Source organism: Vibrio algarum, assembly GCF_028204155.1.
GTDB classification, from domain to species: domain Bacteria; phylum Pseudomonadota; class Gammaproteobacteria; order Enterobacterales; family Vibrionaceae; genus Vibrio; species Vibrio algarum.
Genome location: NZ_JAQLOI010000003.1, coordinates 168251 through 194235, shown reverse-complemented (window position 1 = coordinate 194235; position 25985 = coordinate 168251). Strand labels below are relative to the sequence as shown.

Genomic DNA, 25985 nt, shown 5'->3' with positions numbered 1-25985 from the left:
TCCAATATTTCTAAAGCTGCTGTTGTCAAAACGGTCTACAATATTTAAACACTAATTATTTATGAAACTAAAAGTAGTCGAAAAGTTCAAGATAGAGCATGAACAGACTGGCGGTTTTGCGCTAGATCACACTTTCTGTGATAGAAAATGTGCTCATTGAATGGGATAGGAAGTACGTGCTTCCTACATAGCGTTATGTTGCTAGGATGGTTTGTGCAAGAATCTGGTTCTCGGGTATGTTAATTACAGCAGTTATCGGCCAAAAGCTGATGATCGGAAAATTAAACGCAGACACTCTTCGCATATTGTATGGATAATGTGAACCAGATTGCGTATTTATCTGACTTCTGGACATGATTTGTACACCAAGAGAGTAGTTATAACCTAAGGTGCTGCTTCATCGGTTTACCTATTATCCGACTAAATAATTATACGGGGAGAATTTTAATGTACAAAGTTGCAAAAATCATTGGTCTAACAGTATTGCTTTCGAGCGTAGCTATGGCGGATAACGTTGAGGTGTACGTTATTGATTTACTTGATAACACCCAAAATGGGTATTGTCTGGACATTGCGAAAGGTAAAGGCGCGGATGCCAACCCCGCAGATGGTATGCAAGCGCATACATGTTATAGCCCGTTAGGTGAAGTTTTAGTTGATCAGGCATTTGATCCAGCCAAATTCGCAGAAGGCGTCTTGTATATGCCAGAGTTCGATGTTTGTATGCAAGTCTCGTCGATCGAAACAGGCGCATCACCTGAGTTAACGACTTGCGATGGCTCAGAAGCACAGAGTTGGGTGTTTGATGGTGAAGGTACAATCGCGCCAGCAGCTGCCCCTGAAATGTGTCTGACGTTAACAGGAGATACGCGCACTGGGAGAAGTGACGAAAATCAAATGAAGGCTATGACTTTAGTAGCTTGTTCTGATGACTTGGCATCTGTTCAGACGTGGTCCAATAGAACTGCCGATTGATCTGGACCTCTGCATCGAATGTGGTACCTTACACGTTAAGAGGCCATTCACCATTTCGCTAAATTCCCACAATGGATGTTTCAAAGCAGCGGTCAAGTGGCCGCTGTGGGCACAAAGCGGTCATCGGTAGGGAAATTTAGGTATCTCGCGTAGCGAACATAACAATAAGCTGCAACGGACAAATTGACCAAGCCATGGAACGTGATGCCACCTCAACCCATGTTTTTGTAAACTAGCCGTTGAGCTGAGCGTAACTCTACTTCTTCCATACTTTCCGCTAATCCGAAACACATTTGACAAATGTGACTACCCAAACACGCTAATAAGATGGTACGCCCCACCCACACGCTAAACTTAACATTGTTAGGTTCAGTTAAATAAAGGTGACCATCATGACTACTATTCGCGTTATCGGCATCGATTTAGGAAAAAATACATTTCACCTTATCGGCCATGATTATTCAGGCAGAGAAGTCTTCAGGAAGAAGCTTAACAGACAAAAATTACTTCAATTATTATCCGTTCATGAGCCCGTTATTGTTGCGATGGAAGCTTGTGGTGGTGCTCATTGGTTGGCGAGACGGTGCGAGTCTTATGGGCATCAAGTTAAGTTGGTTCCTGCTCAGTATGTTAAACCTTACGTAAAAACAAACAAAAATGATTTCATTGATGCTGACGCAATTGCAGAAGCGTCAATGCGTCCAAATATGCGTTTTGTTTCTCCAAAAAGCGAATTAGCACAAGTGTGTACTGTTGTTCGTAAAATCAGAGCAGGTTATATCAAGGAAAGAACAGCATGCATGAATAGGATAGGTTCAATTCTTCTGGAGTTTGGAATAAGTTTTCCGAGAGGGCATCACAACATGAAGAACCTATTTCAGTATCTAGCCGACAATAAAGAACCCGTTCCACCAATGTTAGTTTTGGAGCTTAGAGATCAGTTAGATCATTACAATCAGTTGAATACATGGATTAAAGAGCAGGAAAAGAAATTAGAAAACTTGCTGAAAGATGATGAATTGTTATCTCTTTTACAAAGTGTTCCAGGAGTTGGGCCAATGACCGCATCTTGTTGTTTGTCAGCGGTTGTGAACCCTCACGATTTTGCTAATGGTCGTAATTTTGCCGCTTGGATTGGTTTAACCCCGCATCAATATTCTACTGGTGGTAAATCAAGAATGCTTGGGATATCCAAACGAGGAAACAAAGAGCTCAGAGAATTATTTGTCCATGCAGCTAGAGCTGTTATCTGGAGGGATGGGACGGCGGAACGTAACTTTGGCTCTTGGCTCATTGATCTGAAGCAACGCAAGCCATTCAATGTTGCACTTGTAGCTTTAGCAAACAAATTAGCTCGGATAGCATGGTCAGTAATGGTTACCCATAAAGCTTTTGAAGTAAGAGTTTAAATCAGATTTGCAGATGATATATAAAGATGACAAAACGGTTAGACCACCAGATTGAAGACCTGATGGACAGAACAGCAACATAGAATGCTTTCACGCTTTTGAGGACAATCTGGCGCGGATCTCATCGTGGAGCTGGGGCTAAAGAAAAAGTCTCAATTAGACTCCGAATACATTAGCGCAAACCAGCTCCGTTATTTTTGATTTATCATTTGCAAAAACGGGGCGTACCATACATTTTGTCCAGAAATGATGTTAAAGATGTTTGATAGCATCAGCCGAACGGCTAACAAACTTCATGTCCAAAAATGAGTTGAAGGGACAAATTGTGTCTTTCCAAAATAGGTTCGACTAACCATTTTGTTGTTGATAAGGGGGAGTCCATATAAGTTGATAGATAGTACCGTTTCCAATAAATAAATATGACTAGCCTTATGATTTAGAGTGGTTAATCTCTTCATCTACCCATTTTAATAACTGCTTCATAGCCGTCGATAGAACTTGATTTTGCCTTACCACGTACCCCAAACTTGTTGATGAAAAGTCGGGTAATAATGTTATTTCAGATTTCAGATAGGGCTTAGTTGATATAGCAAATTCAGGAATGATCGCGACACCAAAACCCGCCTCTGCCCAATCAATTTGTGCATCAACGCTACCCACTTCCATAACCCTATAATTAGGAAGTTGAAGTTGAGGTAACCCCTCATCAATAAGTTCTCTTGTTCTAGTATCATGTCCAAGCAAAACTAAAGTGAGTTCATCATTCTGTTTATGATTCTGTTTTATCTTCAAATGGAAATCGTTGCCGAGTGCACACCAGGACACTTTTTGTAGTTTAGTAAAATGAAGAGGCTGGCTCTGTTTCTGAGAAATAACAAACCCAAGATCCGCTTCCGCACTTTTTACCAGTTCAGACGCTTGCGAAGAAGTAGTATTGAGAAGAATAAAGTCGATTCCCGGATATTGAGCCTTAAATTTCTGAAAAGGTTTAATAAGCAAAGCCCGAGAAATGATATCACTTACTGCAATTGTTAAGGTGCCTCGGCCAAGTTCGTTAAACGCATTGAGATCCGCTTGGCATACTTTGAGTTCCAACAATGTTCGTTCGCTGCTCTCTAGCAACCGTAAACCAGCCTGCGTCAACCGAAACGGGCTCCTTTCGACGAGCTTTACTTTGGTAGCACGTTCAAGCTGTTTTATTTGAAGACTTACATTAGGCTGTGTCATATGTAGTGCATTGGCAGTCTTCCCAAAATGCTTAAACCTTGCAAGCGTGACAAACGTTTTTAACCAATGGATATCTAACATAACTACGAAACCTCTTAATGTCATCATATGATATTTTTATCAAGGTGATAATTATAATTAATTTCTCTTATCTGGTCGATAGGACTAGCATGACCTCTTAATCAATGAGGAGAAAATTTATGCCATCTATTGTTGTTGTTGGAGCCAATTGGGGTGATGAAGGTAAAGGCCGTATCGTCGATTTTTTAGCTGCTGATGCGTCTGCAAGTATTCGCTTTCAAGGTGGTAACAACGCTGGTCATACTGTCGTTAACGATATGGGAACGTTTAAGTTACATCAGCTGCCAAGTGGTATTTTTAATCCCGATTGTATTGCAGTACTTGGCCCTGGAATGGTTATCAGCCCTGAAGCCCTTAGCCAAGAGATAGCAGAAGTTAAAGAAGCAGGTATGGAAGTTAAACTGTCAATTTCAGACCGTGCGACACTATGCTTACCATTACATGCACTTGAGGATACCTTGGAAGAGCAGCGATTAGGTGATGCGGCCTACGGTTCGACTCGTCAAGGTATCGCACCAGCATACGGCGATCGAGTAATGAAAAAGGGCATACTTGTAGGTTGGTTAAATCAGCCTGAGGTGTTAGAGCAACGCATTCAGTTTATGCTCGATTGGAAAATGCCACAACTCAAAGCGCTTTATCCCGAATGCAATTTTACACAAACTGCCGCAGAAATGACTCAGTGGTTGTTAAACGTGACAGAAGTTTGGCGTCCGTTTATCTGCAATGTAACTTTACCGCTGAAAGCCCTACAGAAAGAAAATGCGAACTTATTATTTGAAGCTCAATTGGGCGCTGGACGTGATCTTGTTTATGGAGAGTATCCTTGGACAACATCTTCGAATGTAACCGCAGCGTATGCAGGAATAGGAAGCGGCTTACCTACTCTTCACCCAGAGCGCGTTATTGCTGTTGCAAAATCATTCAGTTCATCAGTAGGGACAGGTACGCTTGTTACTGCAATGGAAGAACAAGATAATTTTCGTGAAAGCGCAAATGAATATGGTGCAACGACTGGTCGTCCACGTGACATGGGTTATTTTGATGCTGTTGCTACTCGCAATGGTGTGGAACTACAAGGCGCAACGGAAATTGCTCTAACTAAAATTGATTGTCTATCCGGTCTATCTGAACTAAAAATTTGTGTCGCTTACGCGGGAGAACATAGCGAAAACCCTATTTGGCCACAAACCGAAGAACTAAAACCTGTCTACGAAGAGATGACGAGTTGGGAAGAAGACATAACAGGTTGTCGCACATTTGATAGTTTACCTCAAGCGGCTCAAGACTACGTCACTCGCATTGAAGAGCTTATGGGTGTGCCTGTGGGAATGGTCTCTGTAGGTCCAGAACGTGATCAGATGATTATTCGAAATTAGTTAACAAGCTAATTATTTTATGTTTTTTCCGTTAAAAGTAAGGTAGAAGATAAAGTAGGTCTGTTTGTAATGAGCTTCACAAATGGAGAAGTGCCAGACGTGAAGAACATTCTCCATTGTGAAGTAGCTTATTTCGTTGTAACTTAATTACTGATTACATTCAATTTTGGCTTATTGAGGAGAATTTCGACTTAATACAAATGTGTATTGACCATTCGCATTTACGTGCAGCTCTCCGTACGTACCTTTTATGACTTCAGGTATAAAGTTGATGGGTAAAGCGTGGGTCGTAGGCGACTTCGAATGAGTCGGCTGGCCGCTACTTCCTGTAGAGAAAATCGGCATTGATACCGAAGGAATGTAATGGACTTGCGGGTGGGAAAACGTCGACAAATGATGAGAAGGGACCAAGTTAGAGCCATGGGGAGCATGGTTTGCACTTAAAGTCGAGTTTACGTTGCTTTCACTCGTTTGAGTCCCTTGATGAATAACTGCTGGTGAGCCCGTTTTGTCATGGTCTTCGGTGACGTCTTTTTCTGTCCCACTATTTCCCGTAGCTCGATTGCCTTCATCGTTCGTACTGTTCATACCCTCGGCAGTGGCGTGTTTAGCCAATGACGGCAATATCATCATGAGTGATTGAAACAGAGGGATATTAACCTTTAGGTGTGAATGCAGTCTGATCTTTTTTTGGGGTTTCCGTGTCTTTTTTCTAGCTCGTTACTATTCTTGCTTTTTACTTCTGTATTCTTTTTGTTTGTTTCGACGTGTTTTTTGTTAGCCATTTTTCTCATCCGTGAATCGTGGTGCACTATTTTAAGTAAAATACACAGATAGAGGTTTCGCTAGCTAATAAGATAATTTTTAAAGAAAAAAACGGTAATTGGGACGGTTCTCCGTTTTAGGCATCAAAGTACCCAATTAAATGACTAACAACTATATGTATGAACATACTAATCAGGATTTAATTGACATGCTAAACATGTCTCGCTATTTAGGAAGTAGGTAACGAGTACTACGCCCAGCACCAGATTTCATTAAACAACTTTGCTCTACTAATGCCGCTAAATGTCGAGTCGCTGTTGGTTTACTGACTTTCGCAGCCTTGTGATATTGCGATGTGTTAATCCCATCAGCAAATTCTCCGTTCAGCATTCGATTAAGCACTTTTACCTGCTCTTTAACTAATGTAGTTTGGTCAACATGACGCCAAAAGTTCGTTTTGAGGACCGTCTGATCGATCTCCTTTAATGCCTCGGCAAAAGTCTCGTTCAAAGTGTCAAAAAACCAAACTAACCAGTCGGTGATATTCAAATCTCCTTTCTGGGTTCGTTCGAGGATCTCGTAGTAGCTCTTTCGATTCGCTAATATCCCTACAGACATCGCGTAAAAGCGGACAGATTGCTGTTCAGCTTGAGCCAAGGCCAAGTCAGTTAATAAGCGAGTGATTCGACCGTTACCATCATCTAGCGGATGTAACGTAACAAACCACAAATGAGTGACTGCTGCTCTAAGCAAGGGATCGATTGAAGTATCATCTTTAGAGGCGTTAAACCACAAGATAAACTTGTCTAGCTCTTCATCAAGGAGCTGACGCCCTGGAGCTTCAAAATGCACAACTGGTCTATCAATTCGACCCGAGACAACCTGCATCGGAGCATCACCTCGCAGTTGGCCACCGATGACAGGGTTAAACATCGTGTAACCTTCTGGAAATAAGCGATCATGCCAATGTAAGATTCGATCAAGCGTGAGAGGGGTGACTAGGTTATCAACAGCATCCACCATGATTTCGGCAAAGCCATCGGTTTGGTCCGTTGTCGGAAAAGGCCTCTCTTCAGACAAACCCAACCTACTGGCCAACGACGAGCGTACAGAGAAAGCATTTAGTTTCTCTCCTTCTATCGCACTGGAGTGAACGATATTAGCCAATAAAGTATCTAGCATACTTTCTTTTTCGCCTTGAGAGTGACTCAACATTTTGCCCAATAAGATCCCTTGGTTTAGACGAGTCTCCCTCACCAACGGCTCGATCACCGTCTTATCCCAGTAAAAGTTAGCCCAATCAGTCTGTTGCCAAATCCACATCATGGCTCCTTGATTTGAAAAATAGTTTAATCAAATCATATTGTGATTAGTAAATGGCAATAAATCAAATCATTGTTTGATTTTATTATCGGTGTAATCAAATCAATAAGGCGGTATTATTTGGATGTCGTGCTACCTTAAACACATGAGATAAATTGATATCAGCTGGCTTGCCCACAAAAAGAGGGGATGTTCAGGCAGAAATTGGCCATCCATAAACGCGGCTAAACAACAATCTTACATAGCGAAAATAGAAGGTTTAGCCTTAGCTAGAAACTCATTCAATTTTTGTCGGCTTAAAGGTCTATTGGTAAGTTGTAATGGTCCAATAACAGTGGATTGTTGAAGTATTCTATTTTTGGTAAAGCCTAAGTGATAGGATATTTATCTCTTTAGGACGTATTTTCTATCCGGATCGTTTAATGAAATTAAAAGCGCTAATGTTTATCACTTGCACATCACTTCTTATTGGGTGCTCTTCAACACTTCCACAACTTGGCTTAGTTGATGGAATGCTTATTTCCTGCCCTGATTCACCGAACTGCGTAAACAGTCAGATAAGCACGAATGACGACAGTAATATCGAACCAATCATGTTTGATGGCACTGTTGATAATGCTCAAGCCCGTATTTTGGAAGTGCTGAATTCCGAAGGTAAATCGAAAGTCATAGAAGTTAAAAGTAATTATGTTTATGCAGAATACATTTCTTCAGTTTTCAGGTTTGTTGATGATATTGAATTTTATATTTTAGAAGGGGGATCAGGACGCACTGTTATTCATGTTCGCTCAGCTTCTCGTACTGGCCGCTCGGACTTTGGCGTTAACAGAGATCGTGTAGAGCGCATTAGAGTTAAACTATCTCAACAGCCTAGATGAGTCGAAAGGTGGTTTGAGGGTAAACTCGCCTAACTTGCCTTTGCTCAAATGTATTTAGAGTCAGCAGTTTGTCTAACAAAATTCTGTCTAGAGACGTTATAGTTGGCGTTTTCTAAATCGAAAATGCACTTTTTAAACTGAGCATACTCGATTAGATGTCATTCATTACTGTATTTGCATTAGCTTTTTATGCTTAAAATGCCTTATGGTACATACGATAAATTAATATATACGGCGGTCTTTGCCACAGAGACTCCCCCACATTTTAAGCTAATAGACTAACTATGAATTTTGATATCAATACACTGAAACACCACCAACTGATAGAAGATGGCCAACTAGAAGGATGTTACATTCATCAGCCTGCACAGGGCAGTCAACAAGGCGATAAAGCGGTTTTATCAGAGCGTCACGCGCTGGAAAAGATGGGGCATAAGGTTTTACAGGTTCAAGCTAAAGGGGGGACAACAACGTTTTCCGAGGCTATGCAAAAGCTTGCAAAGAAGACAGGTCACCAGCTCAAGGAGTAAGCGAATGCTTTTCTTATTGAAGCTAGTATCCGGCTCCATTCAACTCGCACCTTGTCAATAAACGAAACGCTTGCGGATGAAAGGCTAGGGATGCCAATTCACCGATTTCAATTTACAGAATAATCTTCAGGCCATTCGGGTAATAAACGTTTGGTCGTCATCTACAAAAGCCACAAAACCGCCGTGATAGATAAACACTCGACCGCGCCCCTCAACTAGGCAGGCAAGCTGTGGGTTCAAATCTTCTTCGTTATCTTGGCTTTGAAATGTACCGGTATCGGTTATTACACCGCTGAGTGTAGGCAAATATCCATAAGTGCGCTTGGCTTGATCAATTAGGCTCAATTCGCTGGAGGTAGAGAAGCAAGAGGGGATCGCACCGGCTTCTTCAATAAATAGAGTTTTCAGTTCTTCAAAAGCTGTAATCACAAGCCAGTCGATGTCGTTAACATGATGAATAAACATTTTTATAAATACCTAGTTTCTCGGTAATTCTGAAGCGGAGATTTTATCACTATCAGGAGAGAACGTAGTAGATATTTTGTTGGCAAAGGCGACAACTCTGTGCTGTTTCCGGACATTCATTAGGCCGACTTGAAATACGAAAGAGCCCCATTGTCATTTTGAATAAAAGCTCAATTGGTAATTCGTTAATATGAATTTCACATGCGTTGACTAATACCTATGCCCCACCTAAATGCATAAGGAGTTCTCTATGCGTAGCGTTGCCCCAAGAAGAAAGAACTAAATGTTTTGTAAAAATACCTCCCCGCTTACTTGTTGGCTGAACATAGTACAAGCAAAAGCTATAAGTTAAAGGTTAGAAATGATTGACAACTGATATATCAGTTGGAATACTAGGCCCACAAGTTGGACTTCTTCAAAGTGATAGCGTGAAACCAGCACTGATAAGCAATATTCAACGGTTCTCTCTTGATGATGGGCCTGGAATTAGGACAACCGTTTTTTTTAAGGGATGCAATTTACGTTGTGCCTGGTGTCATAACCCGGAAACAATAGGTTCTCTACCTGTACTTCAGTATATTGCCAGTAATTGCACTTCTTGCGGAAACTGCTCGCCTGTATGTACTCAGAAAGCTCACAAAACAGAAGGACATGTGCACTCATTCGACCATAAAAAGTGCATCGGCTGTGGTGATTGTGTTGAATCCTGTGCACAGGATGCTCTGGAACTCATAGGGAAAAGCTATAGCCCCAGCAAACTGTTCACCGAAATAGTTAAGGATCGACACTATTACTCAACATCAGGTGGTGGTGTGACATTCTCGGGCGGAGAGGCCGCACTGCAAGTCGATTTCATTCTAGAGGTAGCAAAGCTCTGCAAAGCAGAAGGTATATCTATGGTTTTAGATACAGCTGGCAATGTACCGTTTAAAAGCATAGAAAAACTACTTCCATACATTTCACTTTTTCTTTACGACTTAAAATGCATCGATTCAGAGCAGCATAAACGATGGACGACGGTGGATAACCGGCGAATCATCAAAAACCTACAGTTAATCGACCAAAGTAAAGCGAAATATATCGTTCGTATTCCGGTTATTCCTAATTTTAATACCAGTGTTGAAGAACATAGACACATCGCCCAATTTGTCGCAACTCTATCTAATCCAAACCAGGTCCAACTGCTCCCTTACCATAGCTATGGAGCAGGAAAATACGAAACGATAGGGTTAGTCAACACAACTAAAGGGTATGCTCCACCAACTGAGGTTTTTTTGCAAAAAGCATTAAAGTGTTACCACGACTTGGGGTTAAGTGCAGAAATAGGATAATAAAAATAAAACTCAACAGAAAGTAAAATCAGACTTACAAAATTATTCAAGGAAGAAAGCAATGACAGCACCAACCGTTACCATCAGCAAACGCGTCAAATACATATTTGACCGCCGTCATCACTACTATGACCGGAAAGAAATACCTAGAAGGGCTCCTCATTATCATACGGCTTTTTCTAAGCATGAGCATGATTCGAAAAGTATCCAGATTGCCATGGGCTTTAAAAATTTTCTGCGTGAGAAGAAAATTCTTGTTTGTGAGCATGATATCCTGGCCGGATTTGCCTATCGCTATACTTATAAACCGTCATCCCCTTTTAACCTTCCGGAAGATTATGATCCGTTATATCGACCGCCGGCAGGTATCGATACCTTTGAGGAAGCTGAGGCTGGGATTCTCGCAAACAACTTTGCTAGCGATTCCCAGGAAGCAGAAGAAATGCGGACATTCGCGCAGTGTGTATCAAAGTGGTTATATAAACACTGGGAATCAGGACACATAATTCCCGGCTTTGAAAGCCTTATACAAGACGGGATCGGCGGAAGAATTCAGCAAATAGAAGCGGCTTTGGAGCAGGCTAATAGCTCTGAAATAGACGATCTGCAAGCAATGTTAATTTGTCAGCAGGCCGCATCCGAATATATTACTCGTTATGCTGACCACACTGCTCTTCTATCCAAACAGACCGACGATATTAATTTTAAGTCACACATGGATATGATGGAACAGTCATTACGCAATATATCTCACAAACCGGCACAGACGTTTTTCGAAGCGGTTCAACTTGTCTGGCTGACTCACGAAATGTTGTATGCAGAGAACTTCCCGCTTCTTTTTCATTTGGTCGTATGGATGAATATCTGTTTCCATTTTACGAGAAGGACCTCAAAAATGGTGTAATGACTAAGGAGCAAGCGGTTGATATAATTGATGCCCTTTGGCTCAAGTTCGGCATTACTCTCCACGGCTATCAGAATATCACTCTGGGCGGTTTGGACAAGAATAACAATTATGTAGCCAACGATCTCACGGTAATGATGCTGCGAGCAAGCCGTAAAACTCGCTTCGACCAACCTCTGCTTTGTCTTCGCTATCATGAATCTATGCCAGAACACATTTGGGAAGAAAGCATTGCACTACTACAGACTGGGATAGGTTTGCCCGCTATCTTTATCGATGACTTTTGTATCGAGACAAAGATACGAATGGGGCAAAGCAAAGAAGATGCTCTGAATTACGGCTTGGTGGGATGCGTCGAAATGGCTTGTCCGGGTAAAGAGTATTCAAAAACAGAGGCGTTACGTATTAACTTAGGAAAAATTCTTGAGATTATGTTCTTTGATGGAAACAGCAATAGCACAACAGCAGGAGGTATTATTGGTAACTCTTCGATTGCGAGTATTGCGGTGAGCAAAGAAAGCATTCAAGACTATAAGTTTCCGCTGTTCAGTGGCTATAGATTTGATCAAATAGCCAGTTTTGAAGAACTGTTCGACTGGTATAAGTCTGAGTTGTCAGAGCAACTCAAGTTTTCGATGACAGCCATAAATCGACTAGACTCTGCGCTTCCTAAATGCTATCCGACGCCTTTCTTGTCTGCATTTATGGATGGGTGTATCGAGAATGGTAAAGATGTGACAGCAGGAGGAGCCATATACAATAACTCAGCAGTCAATCTATGCGGGATGGCGAATGTTGTTGACTCACTCTGTGCTATCAGAACACTAGTTTTTGAAGAGAAACAATATTCTCTACAAGATTTTAAACAAGCACTGAAGGCGAACTACGAAGGTTACGAAGATTTGCATCTGGCGATACAACGCAAATGTACGAAATTTGGCAACGATATAGATAAAGTCGATAGCCTGATGAAAGAACTTGTTGCATCGGCAAACAGTGTGGTTGAATCGTTTACAAACCCTCGCGGCGGACGTTGGCAAATGGGACTGTACTCTGTAGAAGATCACGTAAAGATGGGTATCAATACCGGTGCTCTTCCTGATGGAAGACGGAATGGCGAAGCAATGGCCAGTGCTATCTCGCCCGTTCAGGGAAAGGATGTCAATGGGCCAACAGCAGCAATCAACTCACTATTAAAGACAGACCTAAGTGTAGCCACAAATGGTATGGTTTTAGATATTAAATTTAGCCCGACTTTCTTTGATAAAAAGAGCCACCATCAGGCGCTAAGAATGCTGGTACAGGCATACGCTGAGCAAGGTGGTGGGGAGATTCAGTTCAATGTCATGGATAGAGATACCTTGTTGGATGCCCAGACTAATCCTGAACAATATAAAGATTTGGTCGTAAGGGTTTCCGGTTTCAGCGCATACTTCACCAGCCTGGTAAAAGAGACACAAGATGAAATCATCTTGCGGACTGAGCACCTAGGTGTGTGATTAAAAAAGAAATAGATATCAAACATAACCGGATTTTCGCGGTGAACAGCTGCGCGAAAGCCGGTTGTTTTTTGGCTATAAAACACCCAGCTTGCGGTCAATAATATCGATATAAACTCGTATGTGGTTCTCTGCAATAGTTTTACTCAAGCTTCCATCTTTCTTCTCAATCGCTTCAAGTAACTGGTGATGACTTTTGAACTGTTCAAACATTTGCTCGGGTGAGAACACAAGGTAATGCCAAAATCTGGCTCCAAGACTTTGGTAGCTTCGCAGCAACTTCTCGAGTTGAGGATTGCCAGTGGAGGAGTAGATGATATTGTGAAACTCAGACTCTAGCTGAATCAAAGCTCTATCATTTACTTGTCCCCCTTTCTCAAAGTGTTCTACTTCTTCAAGAATACTTTTTAGGCTCGCAAGCTGTTTTTCTGTGATCCTTGATGCAGTTAGCTCGGCAGCTACACCTTCTATACCGATTCTAACCTCAGTAATTTGCTTGAGAAAGTTAAAATCCATGGGGGCGACCCATGTTCCGGAGCGGGGAACCCGATTTATCAGCCCTTCACTTTGTAGTTCAAGAAACACGTCACGAAGCGGTGTTCGACCGATACCGTATTGCTCCATGATTTCTTTGTCTTTCAGCAAATCGCCGGGGGCAAGTTGTTGCGTAATTATACGATATTTAAGATCTTCATAAGTTTTTTGCTTAGTGGAGGTCATACCCATCTCTATTTTTTACTACTGGCTAACCAGTGGAAGTATATTCAGATTAATTCATCTTTACCAAGTAAAGTTGTGCATGAACTATAAAAACGATTCATGAAAACATACCTGTAAACCAATTTATCACACAATATAACATTAAGTTAACTTATTGAATAATATGTCTTTGTGTGTATTTTTGGTGCAGGGTGACCTTTTGTAGTGCATTTCGCTGATAAAGCATTGCCTTTTACTTCGAAAAGTTGGATTTAGCACAAATCATGGGTGTCAAAATACAAAGATGCTCCCTCTCTGCATTTACTTTATTCAACTGGTATACCTGCTGATATATCAGTTGGTTGGCGCAAAAAACACTATTCAATGATTGAAAGTCTAATGGCTAAAAAGTTTAGTTACCGCTGTCTTTATTGAATAACCTTAAGGCTGGCATGGTTACTGCAAATCTATAAGCAGTTTACTAAAAACTCTTTTTATATTATTGAGTTGTTAAGTTTTATATACATGACATACACAAGGATGAACCATGAAACTGAACAGAAATAAGGCTGTGAAGACCATGCTCTGGATAGCCAGCCTGGCTCTTTTTACCGTTCCTGGGCTTCAAGCAAAAACGATGAATCTAAAGTTTGCGCATCAGAACAATGTTTACGATGCTGACCAACTTTTGGCCGAAACCTTTAAGAAATTGGTAGAAGAAAAAACGGATGGGGCTTTGGACATTAACATCTATCCTGGCACTCTTACCGGCTCTGAAGAAGAAGCACTCGAATTTGCAACCATGGGAACGGTCGACTTCTCGGCAAACAGTGCTGGTCATATCGCCGGTTACTACGATGACATTCAGTTCCTTCAACTACCTTATCTTTTTAAAAGCCAAGAACACTACAACGTAGCCAGACGTTCTGGTGTGGTAAAGGAAATCTTGGAAGGGGTAAGTAAAGCAACTGGAATGATAGCTCTAGGAATTTATTCCGACTGTAACGGTTTTGCTATTGCGAGTAAGAAAGCCATCAACAATATCAAAGATGCTAAGGGGATGAAGCTGAGATGTATGCAGAACCCTCTGTTTATTGATACTTACGAGGCGTTTGGCTTTACGGCCACTCCTACTGACTGGGGTGAGCTATATACATCGCTTCAAACAGGCATGGTTGAAGCAGATGACTTAGGTGTGTATTGCAATAGCATCTTCAAGATGAGTGAGGTAGTCGAAAGCTATGCCATCTTGAATCAAATGTGGACGCAGAAAATCTTGTTCATTTCCCCTATTACCTGGGCCAAGTTAAACGATGAACAGAAAGCAATTGTGCAAAGCGTTGCGGACGAAGCGATTGAACTGACTGACGCCTGGCAGTATGCCCGCGAAGCTCAATATATCGAAAAAGTGAAAGCTGCGGGCCAGACTGTCACCTACCCAGATACGGCTGAGTTTAAAACAGCGGCTGAATCTGTTTATACCAAGTGGTTTAAAAATAAACCTAACTGGGCATCTTGGTATGATCAAATCCAATATCTAGACCCGAATGCTCGTCTACCTGAAGCCTATCAATAACTAAATCCTGGTACTGGTGCTTTCAAACACGCTGAATGTGAGTTTGAACACCAGTCCTATTTAATAAATAAAGGTAATAAGATGTCTACAACACCAAAAGTTAGTGCAATCATAAGCATAGACAAGGTTATGAATAGGCTACAAGCTGTATGCAGGCATACCATATTTTTGTTGATGGCTGGTCTGATTGTTCTGCTTGGAGCGAATATCCTATTAAGATATAGCTTTAATGCCCCCATCTCGTGGTCTAATACAGTATCCAGATATTCCTACATTTATATCGTACTTATCGGGAGCGCGATAGCTTATCTTCAGGATGGACACGCGAGGGTTGACTTTTTCTACGATAAAGCAAGTGCCAGAGTAAAAAAACTATTTGATTTTATTCACTGTCTAATAATGATGTCAGTCTGCGTCATTTTTATAGTAATGGGCAGCCAACATGCTATCTCTATGTGGGCAGTTCATGCTCCTATCATACCGTGGTTACCTGTAGGACTAGTTTACCTTTCTATCCCAATATTTGCCTCACTGGTTTTTCTTTATCTGCTGAAAAAGCTGATTTCTCTTTTCTAATATCAGGTATAATTCATGACTTATGTTGTATTGATGATTATTTGCTTTCTGTTGCTAATGGCAATCAGAATTCCTATTCCTTTTGCCCTGATAGCATCAACGTTGATATATTTTATTGGTGCTGATATTCCCTTTAACATTTTAAATGTAAGGCTTTTACGATCCTTTGATTCCTTTATTCTTCTAGCAATACCATTTTTTATTCTGGCAGGAAAAATCATGTCAGAAGCGGGAATTAGTGACAGAATTATAAGGCTGGCAGACTTAATGGTAGGAAGAGTTAAGGGAAACCTTGCCTATGTAAATATTGTCGTAAGTATGTTCTTTGGTGGTATTACCGGAACTGCAATCTCCGATACAACGGCTATTGGTTCTGTCATGATACCATCGATGACAAAAAAAGGTTATACAAAGGCTTTTAGTGCTGCAGTAACAGCCGTATCCTCGACTATGGGGCCTATTATCCCACCTAGCATAATGTTTATTATTTATGGCTCGATCGCGCAGGTGTCGATTCAGGACATGTTTTTAGCAGGCGCGCTTCCAGGCGTAATGGTTGGTGTCGCTCAGATGGTAGTGGTATGGCTATACGGTCGGAAAGTCGAACTTCCACGGCGAGAAGAACGTATATCTACTAAAGAAGGCTTGGGAATCATCGGCGATGCATTTTTTGCTATTTTACTCCCAGTAATTATTTTGGGTGGAATTATATTTGGAATTGTGAGCCCGACAGAGGCTGCGGTAATAGCCACTTTTTACGCTATATTTATTTCAATGTTTATTTACCGCTCTTTGAGCTGGAAAAAATTGTTGGAAGTTATCCGAGAATCAACGGTTGAAACTGGTAGTGTCTCCATAATCATCGCTTCAGCAGCTCTTTTTGGTTGGGCACTCTCGAATGAACAGTTACCAATGCTATTTGCACAATATCTTATGGAGAATATTCAATCTCCTTGGATGATTTTACTGTTAGTCAATATTCTTCTCTTCTTCTTGGGGATGTTTATGGACTCTATACCAGCTTTAATGATTGTCACTCCGGTGTTCCTTCCATTATTTAAAATGTTAGGTATAGATCCACTTCACGCTGGAATATTTATGAGCGTAAATTTGATCACCGGCCTGGCTACACCCCCTGTTGGTTGCTGTCTTTTTGCTGCATCCATAATTTCGGGTGAAAGTATGGAAAAAATAAGTAAAGCTATTATGCCATTTATTTTGGCCAATGTGTTTATTGTACTACTCATTACATACATTCCTGGTTTTACACTTTTTATTCCATCTTTATTTAAGTAGCCAAAAAAATATAAATTAACCAAACCCTCAGAATTACTTATCAGGCAATTGAGGCTGCAATGTCTGCTTAACCAGCACCGAAAATGGTTCGTGGCTTGTTCTCCAAGTCACGAACCGAATCTCCCGTTTCCTATCACGGTACTAAACCACTCGTATCTGTTTATTCTCAGATTCTACCTGCGCACTCTTTTCGCAGTTGCCAGCAACATTTAATGTGTTAGGTGAGTATCTACTCCAGGAAATAGGGGTGGGGATACTGCCGGCAACCCCCTATAGTCACAGTTTCGTTGATACAAGCTCTGGGTTAAAAGCTATGGAGACGCTAAATATGGACGGTTCTTATCTCGCGTACAGTTCAAAGTAACCTGTTGGTCTAGGTAGGTACATTTCAGCTATTCCTGCATACCTTCTATGCGGACAACGTTTCAGCACCATGTGTGGTATCTAGGTAACTGGGTTGCACTTAATGTATTATACTATTGAACAGTAATCTCCAGCAGGTTTTGAAAAGGTAGTTTATGCTTTCAATCCCTATTTGCAGCGTTTTTCACACGCATTTAGAGAAGTTATCAAAATTAGTGACTCCAGTCGTGTTAGTAGTCTTAATGACTATCTCATCACGTTCGGCTGCATCTGAAGAAAATGATCGATCCCCCTCACAGTTTATTCTGGCTGAACTCAACGTCATTAAGCAGTTGATTAAAGAAAATAACTTCAATGATGTAAGCACCCGTTTTTCGTCATTAGAAGCGTATGCGAAAGCCCAGAGTTCGTCTTACGACATTGGCTTGGTCTTGCATAGTCGGGGCAATAGTTTATATAAACACAAACAGTACGAAGAGGCTATCCCTGAATACCTTGCCGCGGCGGGATACTTAACAGAGGCGCAAGACGAGACTCGCAAGCTATTGTTATTAGCTAACTGCTATCATCAAATCGGACAGTCTTATAAACACCTAAAAAATGTAAACAAATCGGTTGAATACTATCAGCTCGCTGTCGACATCCACACGCTTATAGGTGATCAAGTTTCAATAGGGAGAGCACTAAAAAATCTCGCTATGAGTGAAAATAAACAAGGTGACTACCTCAAAGCCTTGGATCACGCATTGCAAAGTATAGAAATACAAAAGCGCTATAGTTCTCCTTCTCAGTATGCACAAATTTTGCTCCATACCGGTATTATTTATCGAAATATAGGTAACTACGAGAAATCATTAGTCTATATAAAACAAGCAGAAGCGCTTTACCGGGAAGAAGGGGACATCCCTCATTTAGCGGAGGTAGAAAATCAAACTGGATTGATTTATTCGCAATTAAATCAATATGATAATGCACGTTCGTTTTACAATGAAACGATCGAATTACCGAAAGACAAAGTTAAAGCGGAAACCCGAGCTGCAGCATTTCGCGAACTTGCTAGAATCGAACTTGAGACAGGGAATTTAGTTCGCGCTGGCACTTTCATGGACAATGCTATTTCTATTTACCGAGCGATGGATTCTGTTGAAAAATTAGCGCTGAGTTATTTAATAAAAGGTAAGGTAGAAGTCGCCAGGGGCTATAAGGATCTCGGGATACAATCGTTTCAACAATCATTTAAACTAGCTGTTCAAGTTGGCAGCCTGCCATTGCAGACTCAGTCGCTGACTCAGTTAGCGTCACTTTCACTGCCAGGGGATCCCAAACAATCGGAAACACTATTTACTGAAGCACTAACCCTATCAAAGCAATATTCGTCAAACACCGAGCAGCTCGCCATTTACAAAGGGCTAAAAACAGCAGCAAAAATCACTAATAATTTGCAGGATGCCTTTGAATATTCGGAGGAAGTTAATCGAATTTCTGAAGCTATTTATGCCGAACATGAAGCAAAAAAATTGGCAAAGGAAAAGGCGATCCTTGAATCCTATAAGCTTGAGCAAGAACTGACTGACCTGCAAGAAAAGGTGAAGTTAGAGCAGTTAAAAGTTATACAAAAAAATAGTGAAATAAAAATTATCAAACAAGCCCATAGAATTTCTGATCTGGAGCTAAGTAAAAAGCAAACTCTCAATATATTCTTGTCCGTGTTTCTTTGTGTGATGGTACTTCTCGCATTTCTGTTTTACCGCAGCGTTGTGGTACTGCGTAAGAAAAACTATGAGCTTGATTATTTAGCCATGCATGACTCACTCACTGGCTGTTATAATCGGCGCGCTTTTTTTAGTTATTTACAAAAACAATTTGAAGCCGGGCAGTTAGGACAGCCATGCACTATTATCCTTGCCGATCTTGACTCCTTCAAAAAAGTCAATGATCAATTTGGTCACGGTGTTGGCGATGCAGTTTTATGCGGTGTCGCCGATATTTTAGAACGCAATTTTACCGAACAAGATTGTATTGCCAGAATTGGAGGAGAAGAGTTTTGTATTATCTTGCCTAACACGAACGCAACCCTAGCGATGTCAATGGCAGAGGGCATACGAAAACAAATTGCCGCCAAAACGATTAGCAACGTAAGTGTCACTTGCAGTTTAGGTATTGCCTCTTTAAATGCCTCCGTAGAAACCCCGGACGAGCTTCTTGAGTGTGCTGACAAAGCGCTTTACCAATCAAAAAATGACGGCAGAAACCGCGTTACACTTTGGACATAAATGCTCATCGGATTTAGTGGTACAATTTGCCAGTCGGTAATTACGTCGAGACACCTTGAAAACAAAAGCGTTTTAAAAGTTAGTCATACTTTTCATATTCCAAGACAAAATTTACATAAAGTGCAAGCACATTTTAATCATGTAGTGGAAGCTAATGTCCAAAATCTTTCAGGTTCGGCATTATCTGAAGTGATGCAGTTCGTAAAGTACGGTTCGGGTTTTACGAACTAAGAAGCTTATGTCCAGTAATAAGCTGAACGAGATTTCCAGCAAACTCGCCTTTGCCCCAAACCTCGTTAGTTCATTTGTTCGATGTCGTGGAGTTATAGATGAAATTTGAGATTAGTCGGTTAAATACATCCATCGGTATCTTCAAGTTATCTGGTGAGTTTTCAGATAGTTCCGATATCATTATGGTTAACTACTCTAGTGCTGAGTTTATGGGCAGTGATGGTTGGGTTGCTATTAACATTGATTCTCAGGCAGGATTATTACTACTCAATAAAATCCCAACTGATGTAATCAAACATTTAACGGCATAAAGTCCACCCAGTTAATTAGCAATTTAACGCAATATATAAATAGCTTAAATAAATTCAATTTCACTAAATTAGTAATCAATCGTAAACAAAGTATCCATATATAATTTCATTATTTTAAGCTGATATTATAGGCGACATAATACATTATATTAAGTATCATTCCGCTAGATTAAAGTCGGTATAAATATCAGGTTAGAAATATGAAACATGTTTCATTTTTGGTTCTATCTTTAATAATGTCAGCCAATGCTATTGCTGAAACGTACTTATTTGTAGGAACCTCTTTTCCAAATATATTGGAGGAAAAGCAGGATGGTGAGAGTTATGGTCTAGGCTATGACATCGCAGAGAAAATCGCCCATAGATTAGGACATGAGATCAAAGTTGAAATGTATCCCTTTAAAAGAGCGTTAAAAATGATTGAGCTTGGTGATGCAGATGGGTTGATAGGTCCTTAAAAATCAGCTGATAGAGAACTATTTATGCAGTACAGTAAGCATGCTTTCTATCAAGATCCTATGGTGTTTTATGCCAGAGTGAACAGCTCTTTTACTTGGAACAACAATTATGATTTGCTTAAGGGAATGCATATAGGGGTGACGCGTGGGTGGAGCTACGGTCAGAGATTTGACCAAAATAAACCGAATTTAAGTCTCGAACCTGTTGGTACTGTTAAAGCTAATTTTCAGAAATTAGTAACTGGTAGAATTGATTTGCTTGCTAGTCACCCAAGAAGCGCGGCAAGGGTCATGGAAGAAATGCAAATTGAAGATGATATTAAAATGCTCTTACCACCTATTACTATTAATAAAGGATATTTTGGATTTTCAAGAAAAAAGAATTTGGATGACTTTATATTTCGATTTGATCAGGAATTTGAAAAAATGGTTGAGAGTAAGGAAATAATACAGTTGTCAAAAAAATATAACCTTGACTATACAAATATTCATCAATAATTAGCTCGAATTAGTGAACGAAGTGATAATTTAGTAAAAACGATAGTTTATTTATATTCTCGTTCATTTAGATACCATACTCTAATTTTTGATCAGAACATTTGATTCGAAACTTTGAATGCAACATAGTGTATCAGCTAGTGTTCCACTACAGATTGCTCTTTGTATGACAGAGGTTGAAAATCATGGACAACGTTTACTATGCTGTGAAACTAATTGCGTTATTATGGTTATTGCTGTTAGCAATTCTGCTCATATTTGGGCAACCCACTGAAAATGAACGTAAATCCAAAGACAAGAGCACGTACTTTATTGCGATTACATTGAGTCCGTTTCTACCCATCATTCAATATTTAACAGGTGATTTCGAATACAGCACCACTACTCAGTACTTTTTAGGGTTCCCATATTTAAACTATGTAGGTTTTTTGGTTATTGCTCTTGGTTTGGTCGTACACGCCTCGGGGATGTGGACATTAAAGTCAGAATGGACCGTGTATATCAATATCAAGGAGGAGTCCGAATTAATTCAGAGAGGTGTGTTTAAATTTATACGACACCCTATTTATTGTGGTTTGATAATTGAGTTGATAGGTTTCTGCATTGTTCTGTCCAACTGGATTTCATTTTTCGTTATATTACTACCGAACCTAATGAGTATCCTTTATCGGATGAAGACGGAGGAAAATGCGCTTATAAAGAGATATGGGAATGTATACTTAGAATATATGGCCACTACAAAACGATTTATACCTTTTATCTTATAGATACTGTTAGATAACAAGCTCATTTGATGAACAAAAAATATGGAAACCGCACTGAAACAATCTTGCACAAAAATTTGGCAGCAGGAATTTCACTAATCAGTTTTCTAACTTATACAATGTGACTGACTCACTTCTGTCGGGTGGACGACACTTGTTACCAAGTGCCGTCTCCCTAAGAACCCAGCGTGCAACTTTCACCGCACTAGGCTCAAGCCTCCACAAAGGCATCGTTTGATACCCAGCAACTTATAAAGCAGTGAGAACAGGCTCCTTCCAAGAATTACGAGCTAGCCTTTTAAGTTTTCTCTTCGCCAAGTATTCTTGGTACTGAGGATCAAAAGGCGTTGCTGAACTCCTGATTTTTACATGTCTCTCAATCGGCACTTTGGCTATTTGAAACAGATTGAACTGACAATCCATATTCATGATCTTCTGCCAACCATGAAACTGCCATTGGCCTTTTCGGTTGATGAAGTATTTTAGGGCGATCCAAGTTTTAGACTTTGTTGGATGACGCCTTTTAGCCCAGTGCCATAACGTATGGAATAGCTTGTGGCCTACATATCCGAACACCTGTTTAGCCACGCAATGTCGATAATAGTTCGACCATCCCCTGAGTTTCGGATTTATCAGCTTGATAAGATCGTTCACTGGAAGGGTTACGTGCTTTTTGATGAGTTCTCGCAGATTGCTTAAGAACATCAACGTGTTGGATTTACTCGGTTTAATGAGTAGTTTTCCTTTGTACTTCCTATGGTTAAAACCTAAGAAGTCAAAGCCATCGTTGATATGAGTAATGTACGTTTTCTCTTCGGATAATGTTAAGCCTCTTTTCACTAAGAAATCAGCAATCAACGGTTTGATATCGTTCTCGAGCACTTCCTTTGAAGCGCAAGTGACGACGAAGTCGTCGGCGTAGCCAATAAAGTTGGCTCTAGCGCCCTTTTTTGGGCGGTGGACTTTATCTGCTGTTCAAGGCCTGCGAGAGTCATTAGCATCAAGGTCGGAGATATAACCCCACCTTGTGGTGTGCCCTCATCAGTGCGATAAAACAGCCCTTTATCCATAAAACCAGACTTTAACCATTGTTCTAACATTCGTTTATCAACGGAGATGTTATCCATAAGCCATTGATGTCCGATCTTGTCAAAACAGGCTTTTATATCGCCTTCAAGAACCCATTTAGAGGACTTCTTTAGAGCCAAACATTTGAAGCACTGATCGACTGCGTCAGCAGTGCCGCGATTGGGTCTAAATCCATAGCTATTTGGATCGGCAAGCGTCTCCGATATAGGCTCTAGCGCCTTAAGATAGAGCGCTTGCTGCGCTCTATCTATCATGCACGGGATACCCAGAGGTCTAAGTTTGCCATTCTTTTTAGGGATATAGATACGCTTGAGTGGTTTGGCTTGATATGCCTTTCTACTCAATTGGTTCACTGCTTTCATGCGGCGTGTATCCGTATTCCAGATGACACCGTCTATTCCAGGCGTTTTACTGCCTTTGTTTTGAGATACTCGCTTAACAGCAAGAAGTTTTGCTGAGCGAGAATGAGTCAGTAGCCACTGCAAGGCTTTCGCTTTGCCGTGTTTACCTTCTCGAGTTGCCTTTGCGATACGCATCTGAAGCTTTAATACATGCGATTCAACGGATTTCCAGTCTATTGACTGCCATTGCGCGCTGTCAGGAGAGGCACTAATCTCTTTTGAAATCATCATTTGCATTTCTCCTTGAATAAAGTTCTTCAAATTCTCTCGCAACGAGAGACCAGTTGGAAGTGGGCTCACTTTCGTGATCAGACATAAGTCTGTATCTGCATCGTTACAATGCAGCCTTCGCTTTTTCCAACCTCCTATACCTGCATCACTATCGGCCACAGAGGCTTTCCCAGAGGGAGTGATACAGGCTTACCGTGTTCCGTATGTCGCGCAATATCAGTTTAGATGCCCGCTATGGTGCGGAGAGTTCAATGATCACGAAGGAGCATGGGGCAATCTCTTTCCGACTCTCGTGCCTTTTGGCTACAGCGTATTAACCACTTCCGCTGTTTCATAACATAACGCACCTTAAGCGGATTCACATATGTTCATCATGCTGATTACCTAGCATTCACCCGATTGTGGTTATCAGGAGGATCGTTCTCTCACGATTCAAATCCCGAATGGTCATAACCATTCTTCATTACATTGTCAGGCTCGCTACTTTATTCAGAGCCCTAGGTTCATCTGGTGATACAGATGGTTCACACATTAAGCGGTGAACAGCGCTTCATACGACTTCACGTCGCACGCCCCAAACTTTGTTAGCACCAACGAATTTACTGTCTGGCGAGCATTGCAGTAGACCCAATTAATCTAATCCGTACTTTGGGCACATATACGGAAACTTTTCGTAGTTCTACCGCAAGCCTCTATGTCTATTCACACAACAGGTGATACCTTTAGAGTTTCATCGTGAATGATGGCAACATAGACGGAATGCAAACACGGATTTTTTCGTCGATGAGCATTAGTCTATGAGCGATATGCAGTATGGAGATATATGAGACAACAATATCACTTTAGATACTCGGCAAAGGGCTTACGTGCTTGGGATGTATTTCGGCTAATTGAGCTTTCTCGTGAGCTACCTACCGTAGAAATACAGCTATCCGATATTAAAGAACTCGAAGAAGAGTTTTGGTACGACTTAGGTGGAGCACGTCCAACGTGCAAAAATGTTTTAGAGCATGCATCGCTAATCCAAAATGCAGACCTGTCGTATCCCATTATTATGTGTCACGAAGGGCGAGTGATGGATGGTATGCACAGGGTTTGCAAAGCCGTGATGCTAGGGCACGTTACAATTAATGCGGTTCAGTTTCCGATACACTTAGAGCCAGACTATGTTGGTATTGAAGCAGACGACCTACCTTACTGATGCACTGCAGAACAGACGACTATGGTTTAGCCTTACTCTGAGTAATCCGCAAATAACTAAATTGGCAGATTCACGGACACGGAATTGTCCCTTAACACGCTATATTGCTTCAAATAAATGGATAGCTTCATGATAAAAACGGAAAGGTTGCTTCTAACACCGGTGACAGAACAAGATTTGGATATCTATACGCAGCTCCTTACTTGTCCTGAGACCACTCGCTACTTACCTGGCGGTAAGCCTTTTGGTTTAGACTACATAGAAAAATATATACCTCAAAAGATAGCACATTGGGATAAAGGTTTTGGAACCTGCATTGTTTCCCTAATAGATGAACCATCGGTTAAAATTGGTTACGCTGGAGTGGAGTTAATCCCAGAAATAAATCTTTGTGATATCCGATATGCGATACTTCCCAAATATCAGGGACAAGGTTATGCATTTGAAGCAGCAAAAGCTGTCATAGATTTTGTACTTGAGAATGAATTAGTCACTGAGGTTTATGGTGTTGCAGTTACCGAGAACCAAGCTTCAGTTCAATTGTTGTATAAACTTGGTATGCGTGAGTCAAGTGTGAGACTTTACGATAGTAATGACCTCATTACGTTGTCTACTTAGGCACGCACATACAAACGTTTTAGATTTCAAGATACTTTTTCTAATTTGAACTAAGTGCTTTAGAACAACACACCTAAAACGTTTGTGTCCAGAAGCTTGCTGACGGGGCGACTTAACTCAGAAATGCCCCATTCATTGTTAACGCTGCGCTTTGAAACATTAGGTTGATTTAAGGGTAAGCTATATGTTCTTTTGGTAATTATTTATTTGCTTTTTTGCCATAATGAGAAGCTTAGATAGAAATAAATTAATGAAGACACTACGAAAAGGTACCTAAAACAAAAAGAGTAAAAACTGTCTTTTGATTCACCAGTGAATGGAAAGGCGAACACTAAACATAATGCACCAACTATTAAAAAGGTTAGAGAAAGCATTTCTTTTGCAGCCATACTAATAGCACCTCCTAGCAAGCAATGTATTAATTAATATTTCTTGGTAATTATAATTAAAGTACTTTACAGAATTATTGCCCTTTTCTTGTTAGACCATAAACTCACAACACTTTTTTTAGCTATCTTTGACCGAGTCGAGCTAAATCGTTTAATGAAATTGAGCAATGTTCTGACAGAGGGTGTGTCCATACTATTGCAACTGCTCAAGTTTGGCTTAGAGGGCTGTTAAAATAGAGAATATT

The 25985-nt window shown here is 40.7% G+C and carries 22 protein-coding genes and 2 pseudogenes; 18 read left to right on the top strand and 6 right to left on the bottom strand.

Translation table 11 applies throughout. From position 1 onward, the window contains the following. The first annotated feature begins 447 nt into the window (after window positions 1-447). Window positions 448-975 (top strand): RICIN domain-containing protein, encoded by a 528-nt coding sequence (locus PGX00_RS16210; protein ID WP_272138495.1) that lies wholly within the window; start codon window positions 448-450, stop codon window positions 973-975. Window positions 976-1367: 392 nt separating this feature from the next. Continuing rightward, window positions 1368-2384 carry an IS110 family RNA-guided transposase gene (locus tag PGX00_RS16205; protein ID WP_272133953.1) on the top strand — a complete coding sequence of 339 codons (1017 nt, stop codon included), beginning with the start codon at window positions 1368-1370 and terminating at the stop codon, window positions 2382-2384. Window positions 2385-2813: 429 nt separating this feature from the next. On the opposite strand, the gene PGX00_RS16200 is transcribed toward PGX00_RS16205, so the two are convergent. Continuing rightward, on the bottom strand, window positions 2814-3692 hold the full coding sequence (locus PGX00_RS16200; protein WP_272138493.1) for a LysR family transcriptional regulator: 879 nt from the start codon (window positions 3690-3692) through the stop codon (window positions 2814-2816). Window positions 3693-3811: 119 nt separating this feature from the next. Here PGX00_RS16200 and PGX00_RS16195 point away from each other — a divergent pair, with 119 nt between their 5' ends. Next, window positions 3812-5071, top strand: a complete 1260-nt coding sequence (locus PGX00_RS16195; protein ID WP_272138492.1) for an adenylosuccinate synthase — start codon at window positions 3812-3814, stop codon at window positions 5069-5071. 171 nt (window positions 5072-5242) lie between these two features. Here the strand turns inward: PGX00_RS16195 and PGX00_RS16190 are convergent, their stop codons facing one another. Further along, entirely contained in the window at window positions 5243-5659 is a 417-nt protein-coding gene (locus PGX00_RS16190; RefSeq protein ID WP_272138490.1) for a hypothetical protein, read from the bottom strand. Window positions 5660-6061: 402 nt separating this feature from the next. Further along, a complete protein-coding gene (locus PGX00_RS16185; RefSeq protein ID WP_272138488.1) occupies window positions 6062-7159 on the bottom strand; it encodes a Fic family protein in 1098 nt (365 codons plus the stop codon). A gap of 422 nt (window positions 7160-7581) precedes the next feature. Here PGX00_RS16185 and PGX00_RS16180 point away from each other — a divergent pair, with 422 nt between their 5' ends. Then, entirely contained in the window at window positions 7582-8037 is a 456-nt protein-coding gene (locus PGX00_RS16180; protein ID WP_272138486.1) for a DUF1499 domain-containing protein, read from the top strand. A 284-nt stretch (window positions 8038-8321) separates the two neighbouring features. After that, window positions 8322-8567: a hypothetical protein gene (locus PGX00_RS16175; RefSeq protein ID WP_272138484.1), complete on the top strand. Its 246-nt coding sequence runs from the start codon at window positions 8322-8324 to the stop codon at window positions 8565-8567. 126 nt (window positions 8568-8693) lie between these two features. Here PGX00_RS16175 and PGX00_RS16170 read toward each other — a convergent pair whose 3' ends face one another. After that, a complete protein-coding gene (locus PGX00_RS16170) occupies window positions 8694-9032 on the bottom strand; it encodes a cytosolic protein (protein WP_272138482.1) in 339 nt (112 codons plus the stop codon). 365 nt (window positions 9033-9397) lie between these two features. On the opposite strand from PGX00_RS16170, the gene PGX00_RS16165 reads away from it, so the two are divergent. The 3 genes and pseudogenes from PGX00_RS16165 to PGX00_RS16155 all read left to right on the top strand — a co-directional run bounded on the left by PGX00_RS16165 (window position 9398) and on the right by PGX00_RS16155 (window position 12766). Further along, a complete protein-coding gene (locus PGX00_RS16165) occupies window positions 9398-10363 on the top strand; it encodes a glycyl-radical enzyme activating protein (RefSeq protein WP_272138481.1) in 966 nt (321 codons plus the stop codon). 61 nt (window positions 10364-10424) lie between these two features. Then, window positions 10425-12286: pseudogene (locus PGX00_RS16160) on the top strand (pyruvate formate lyase family protein); the annotation flags it as partial. A gap of 21 nt (window positions 12287-12307) precedes the next feature. Further along, entirely contained in the window at window positions 12308-12766 is a 459-nt protein-coding gene (locus tag PGX00_RS16155) for a glycine radical domain-containing protein (protein ID WP_322107894.1), read from the top strand. A 75-nt stretch (window positions 12767-12841) separates the two neighbouring features. On the opposite strand, the gene PGX00_RS16150 is transcribed toward PGX00_RS16155, so the two are convergent. After that, entirely contained in the window at window positions 12842-13486 is a 645-nt protein-coding gene (locus tag PGX00_RS16150) for a GntR family transcriptional regulator (protein WP_272138479.1), read from the bottom strand. A gap of 526 nt (window positions 13487-14012) precedes the next feature. Here PGX00_RS16150 and PGX00_RS16145 point away from each other — a divergent pair. From PGX00_RS16145 to PGX00_RS16110, 8 genes are all read left to right on the top strand, one after another. Further along, window positions 14013-15041 (top strand): TRAP transporter substrate-binding protein, encoded by a 1029-nt coding sequence (locus tag PGX00_RS16145; protein ID WP_272138477.1) that lies wholly within the window; start codon window positions 14013-14015, stop codon window positions 15039-15041. A gap of 81 nt (window positions 15042-15122) precedes the next feature. Continuing rightward, window positions 15123-15617, top strand: a complete 495-nt coding sequence (locus PGX00_RS16140) for a TRAP transporter small permease (RefSeq protein WP_272138475.1) — start codon at window positions 15123-15125, stop codon at window positions 15615-15617. Between the two features lie 15 nt (window positions 15618-15632). After that, entirely contained in the window at window positions 15633-16913 is a 1281-nt protein-coding gene (locus PGX00_RS16135) for a TRAP transporter large permease (RefSeq protein WP_272138473.1), read from the top strand. A gap of 605 nt (window positions 16914-17518) precedes the next feature. Beyond that, entirely contained in the window at window positions 17519-19549 is a 2031-nt protein-coding gene (locus PGX00_RS16130) for a tetratricopeptide repeat-containing diguanylate cyclase (protein ID WP_272138471.1), read from the top strand. A gap of 329 nt (window positions 19550-19878) precedes the next feature. Continuing rightward, the gene (locus PGX00_RS16125) at window positions 19879-20091 is read left to right on the top strand and encodes a hypothetical protein (RefSeq protein WP_272138469.1); all 213 of its coding nucleotides are present in this window, start codon (window positions 19879-19881) and stop codon (window positions 20089-20091) included. Between the two features lie 200 nt (window positions 20092-20291). Next, a complete protein-coding gene (locus PGX00_RS16120) occupies window positions 20292-20549 on the top strand; it encodes a type 2 periplasmic-binding domain-containing protein (RefSeq protein WP_272138467.1) in 258 nt (85 codons plus the stop codon). Window positions 20550-20573: 24 nt separating this feature from the next. Next, the gene (locus tag PGX00_RS16115; protein ID WP_407702392.1) at window positions 20574-21047 is read left to right on the top strand and encodes a substrate-binding periplasmic protein; all 474 of its coding nucleotides are present in this window, start codon (window positions 20574-20576) and stop codon (window positions 21045-21047) included. Between the two features lie 185 nt (window positions 21048-21232). Continuing rightward, complete coding sequence (locus PGX00_RS16110) at window positions 21233-21814, top strand: methyltransferase family protein (RefSeq protein ID WP_272138465.1); 582 nt, start codon at window positions 21233-21235, stop codon at window positions 21812-21814. Between the two features lie 246 nt (window positions 21815-22060). Here PGX00_RS16110 and ltrA read toward each other — a convergent pair. Next, window positions 22061-23532 (bottom strand): annotated as a pseudogene (ltrA, locus tag PGX00_RS16105) (group II intron reverse transcriptase/maturase). Between the two features lie 823 nt (window positions 23533-24355). Between ltrA and PGX00_RS16100 the strand changes: the two are divergent. Both PGX00_RS16100 and PGX00_RS16095 read left to right on the top strand, forming a co-directional pair. After that, complete coding sequence (locus tag PGX00_RS16100; RefSeq protein ID WP_272138463.1) at window positions 24356-24733, top strand: hypothetical protein; 378 nt, start codon at window positions 24356-24358, stop codon at window positions 24731-24733. A 129-nt stretch (window positions 24734-24862) separates the two neighbouring features. Continuing rightward, window positions 24863-25351, top strand: coding sequence for a GNAT family N-acetyltransferase (locus PGX00_RS16095; protein ID WP_272138461.1), 489 nt, complete (start codon window positions 24863-24865; stop codon window positions 25349-25351). Window positions 25352-25985: the final 634 nt, after the last annotated feature.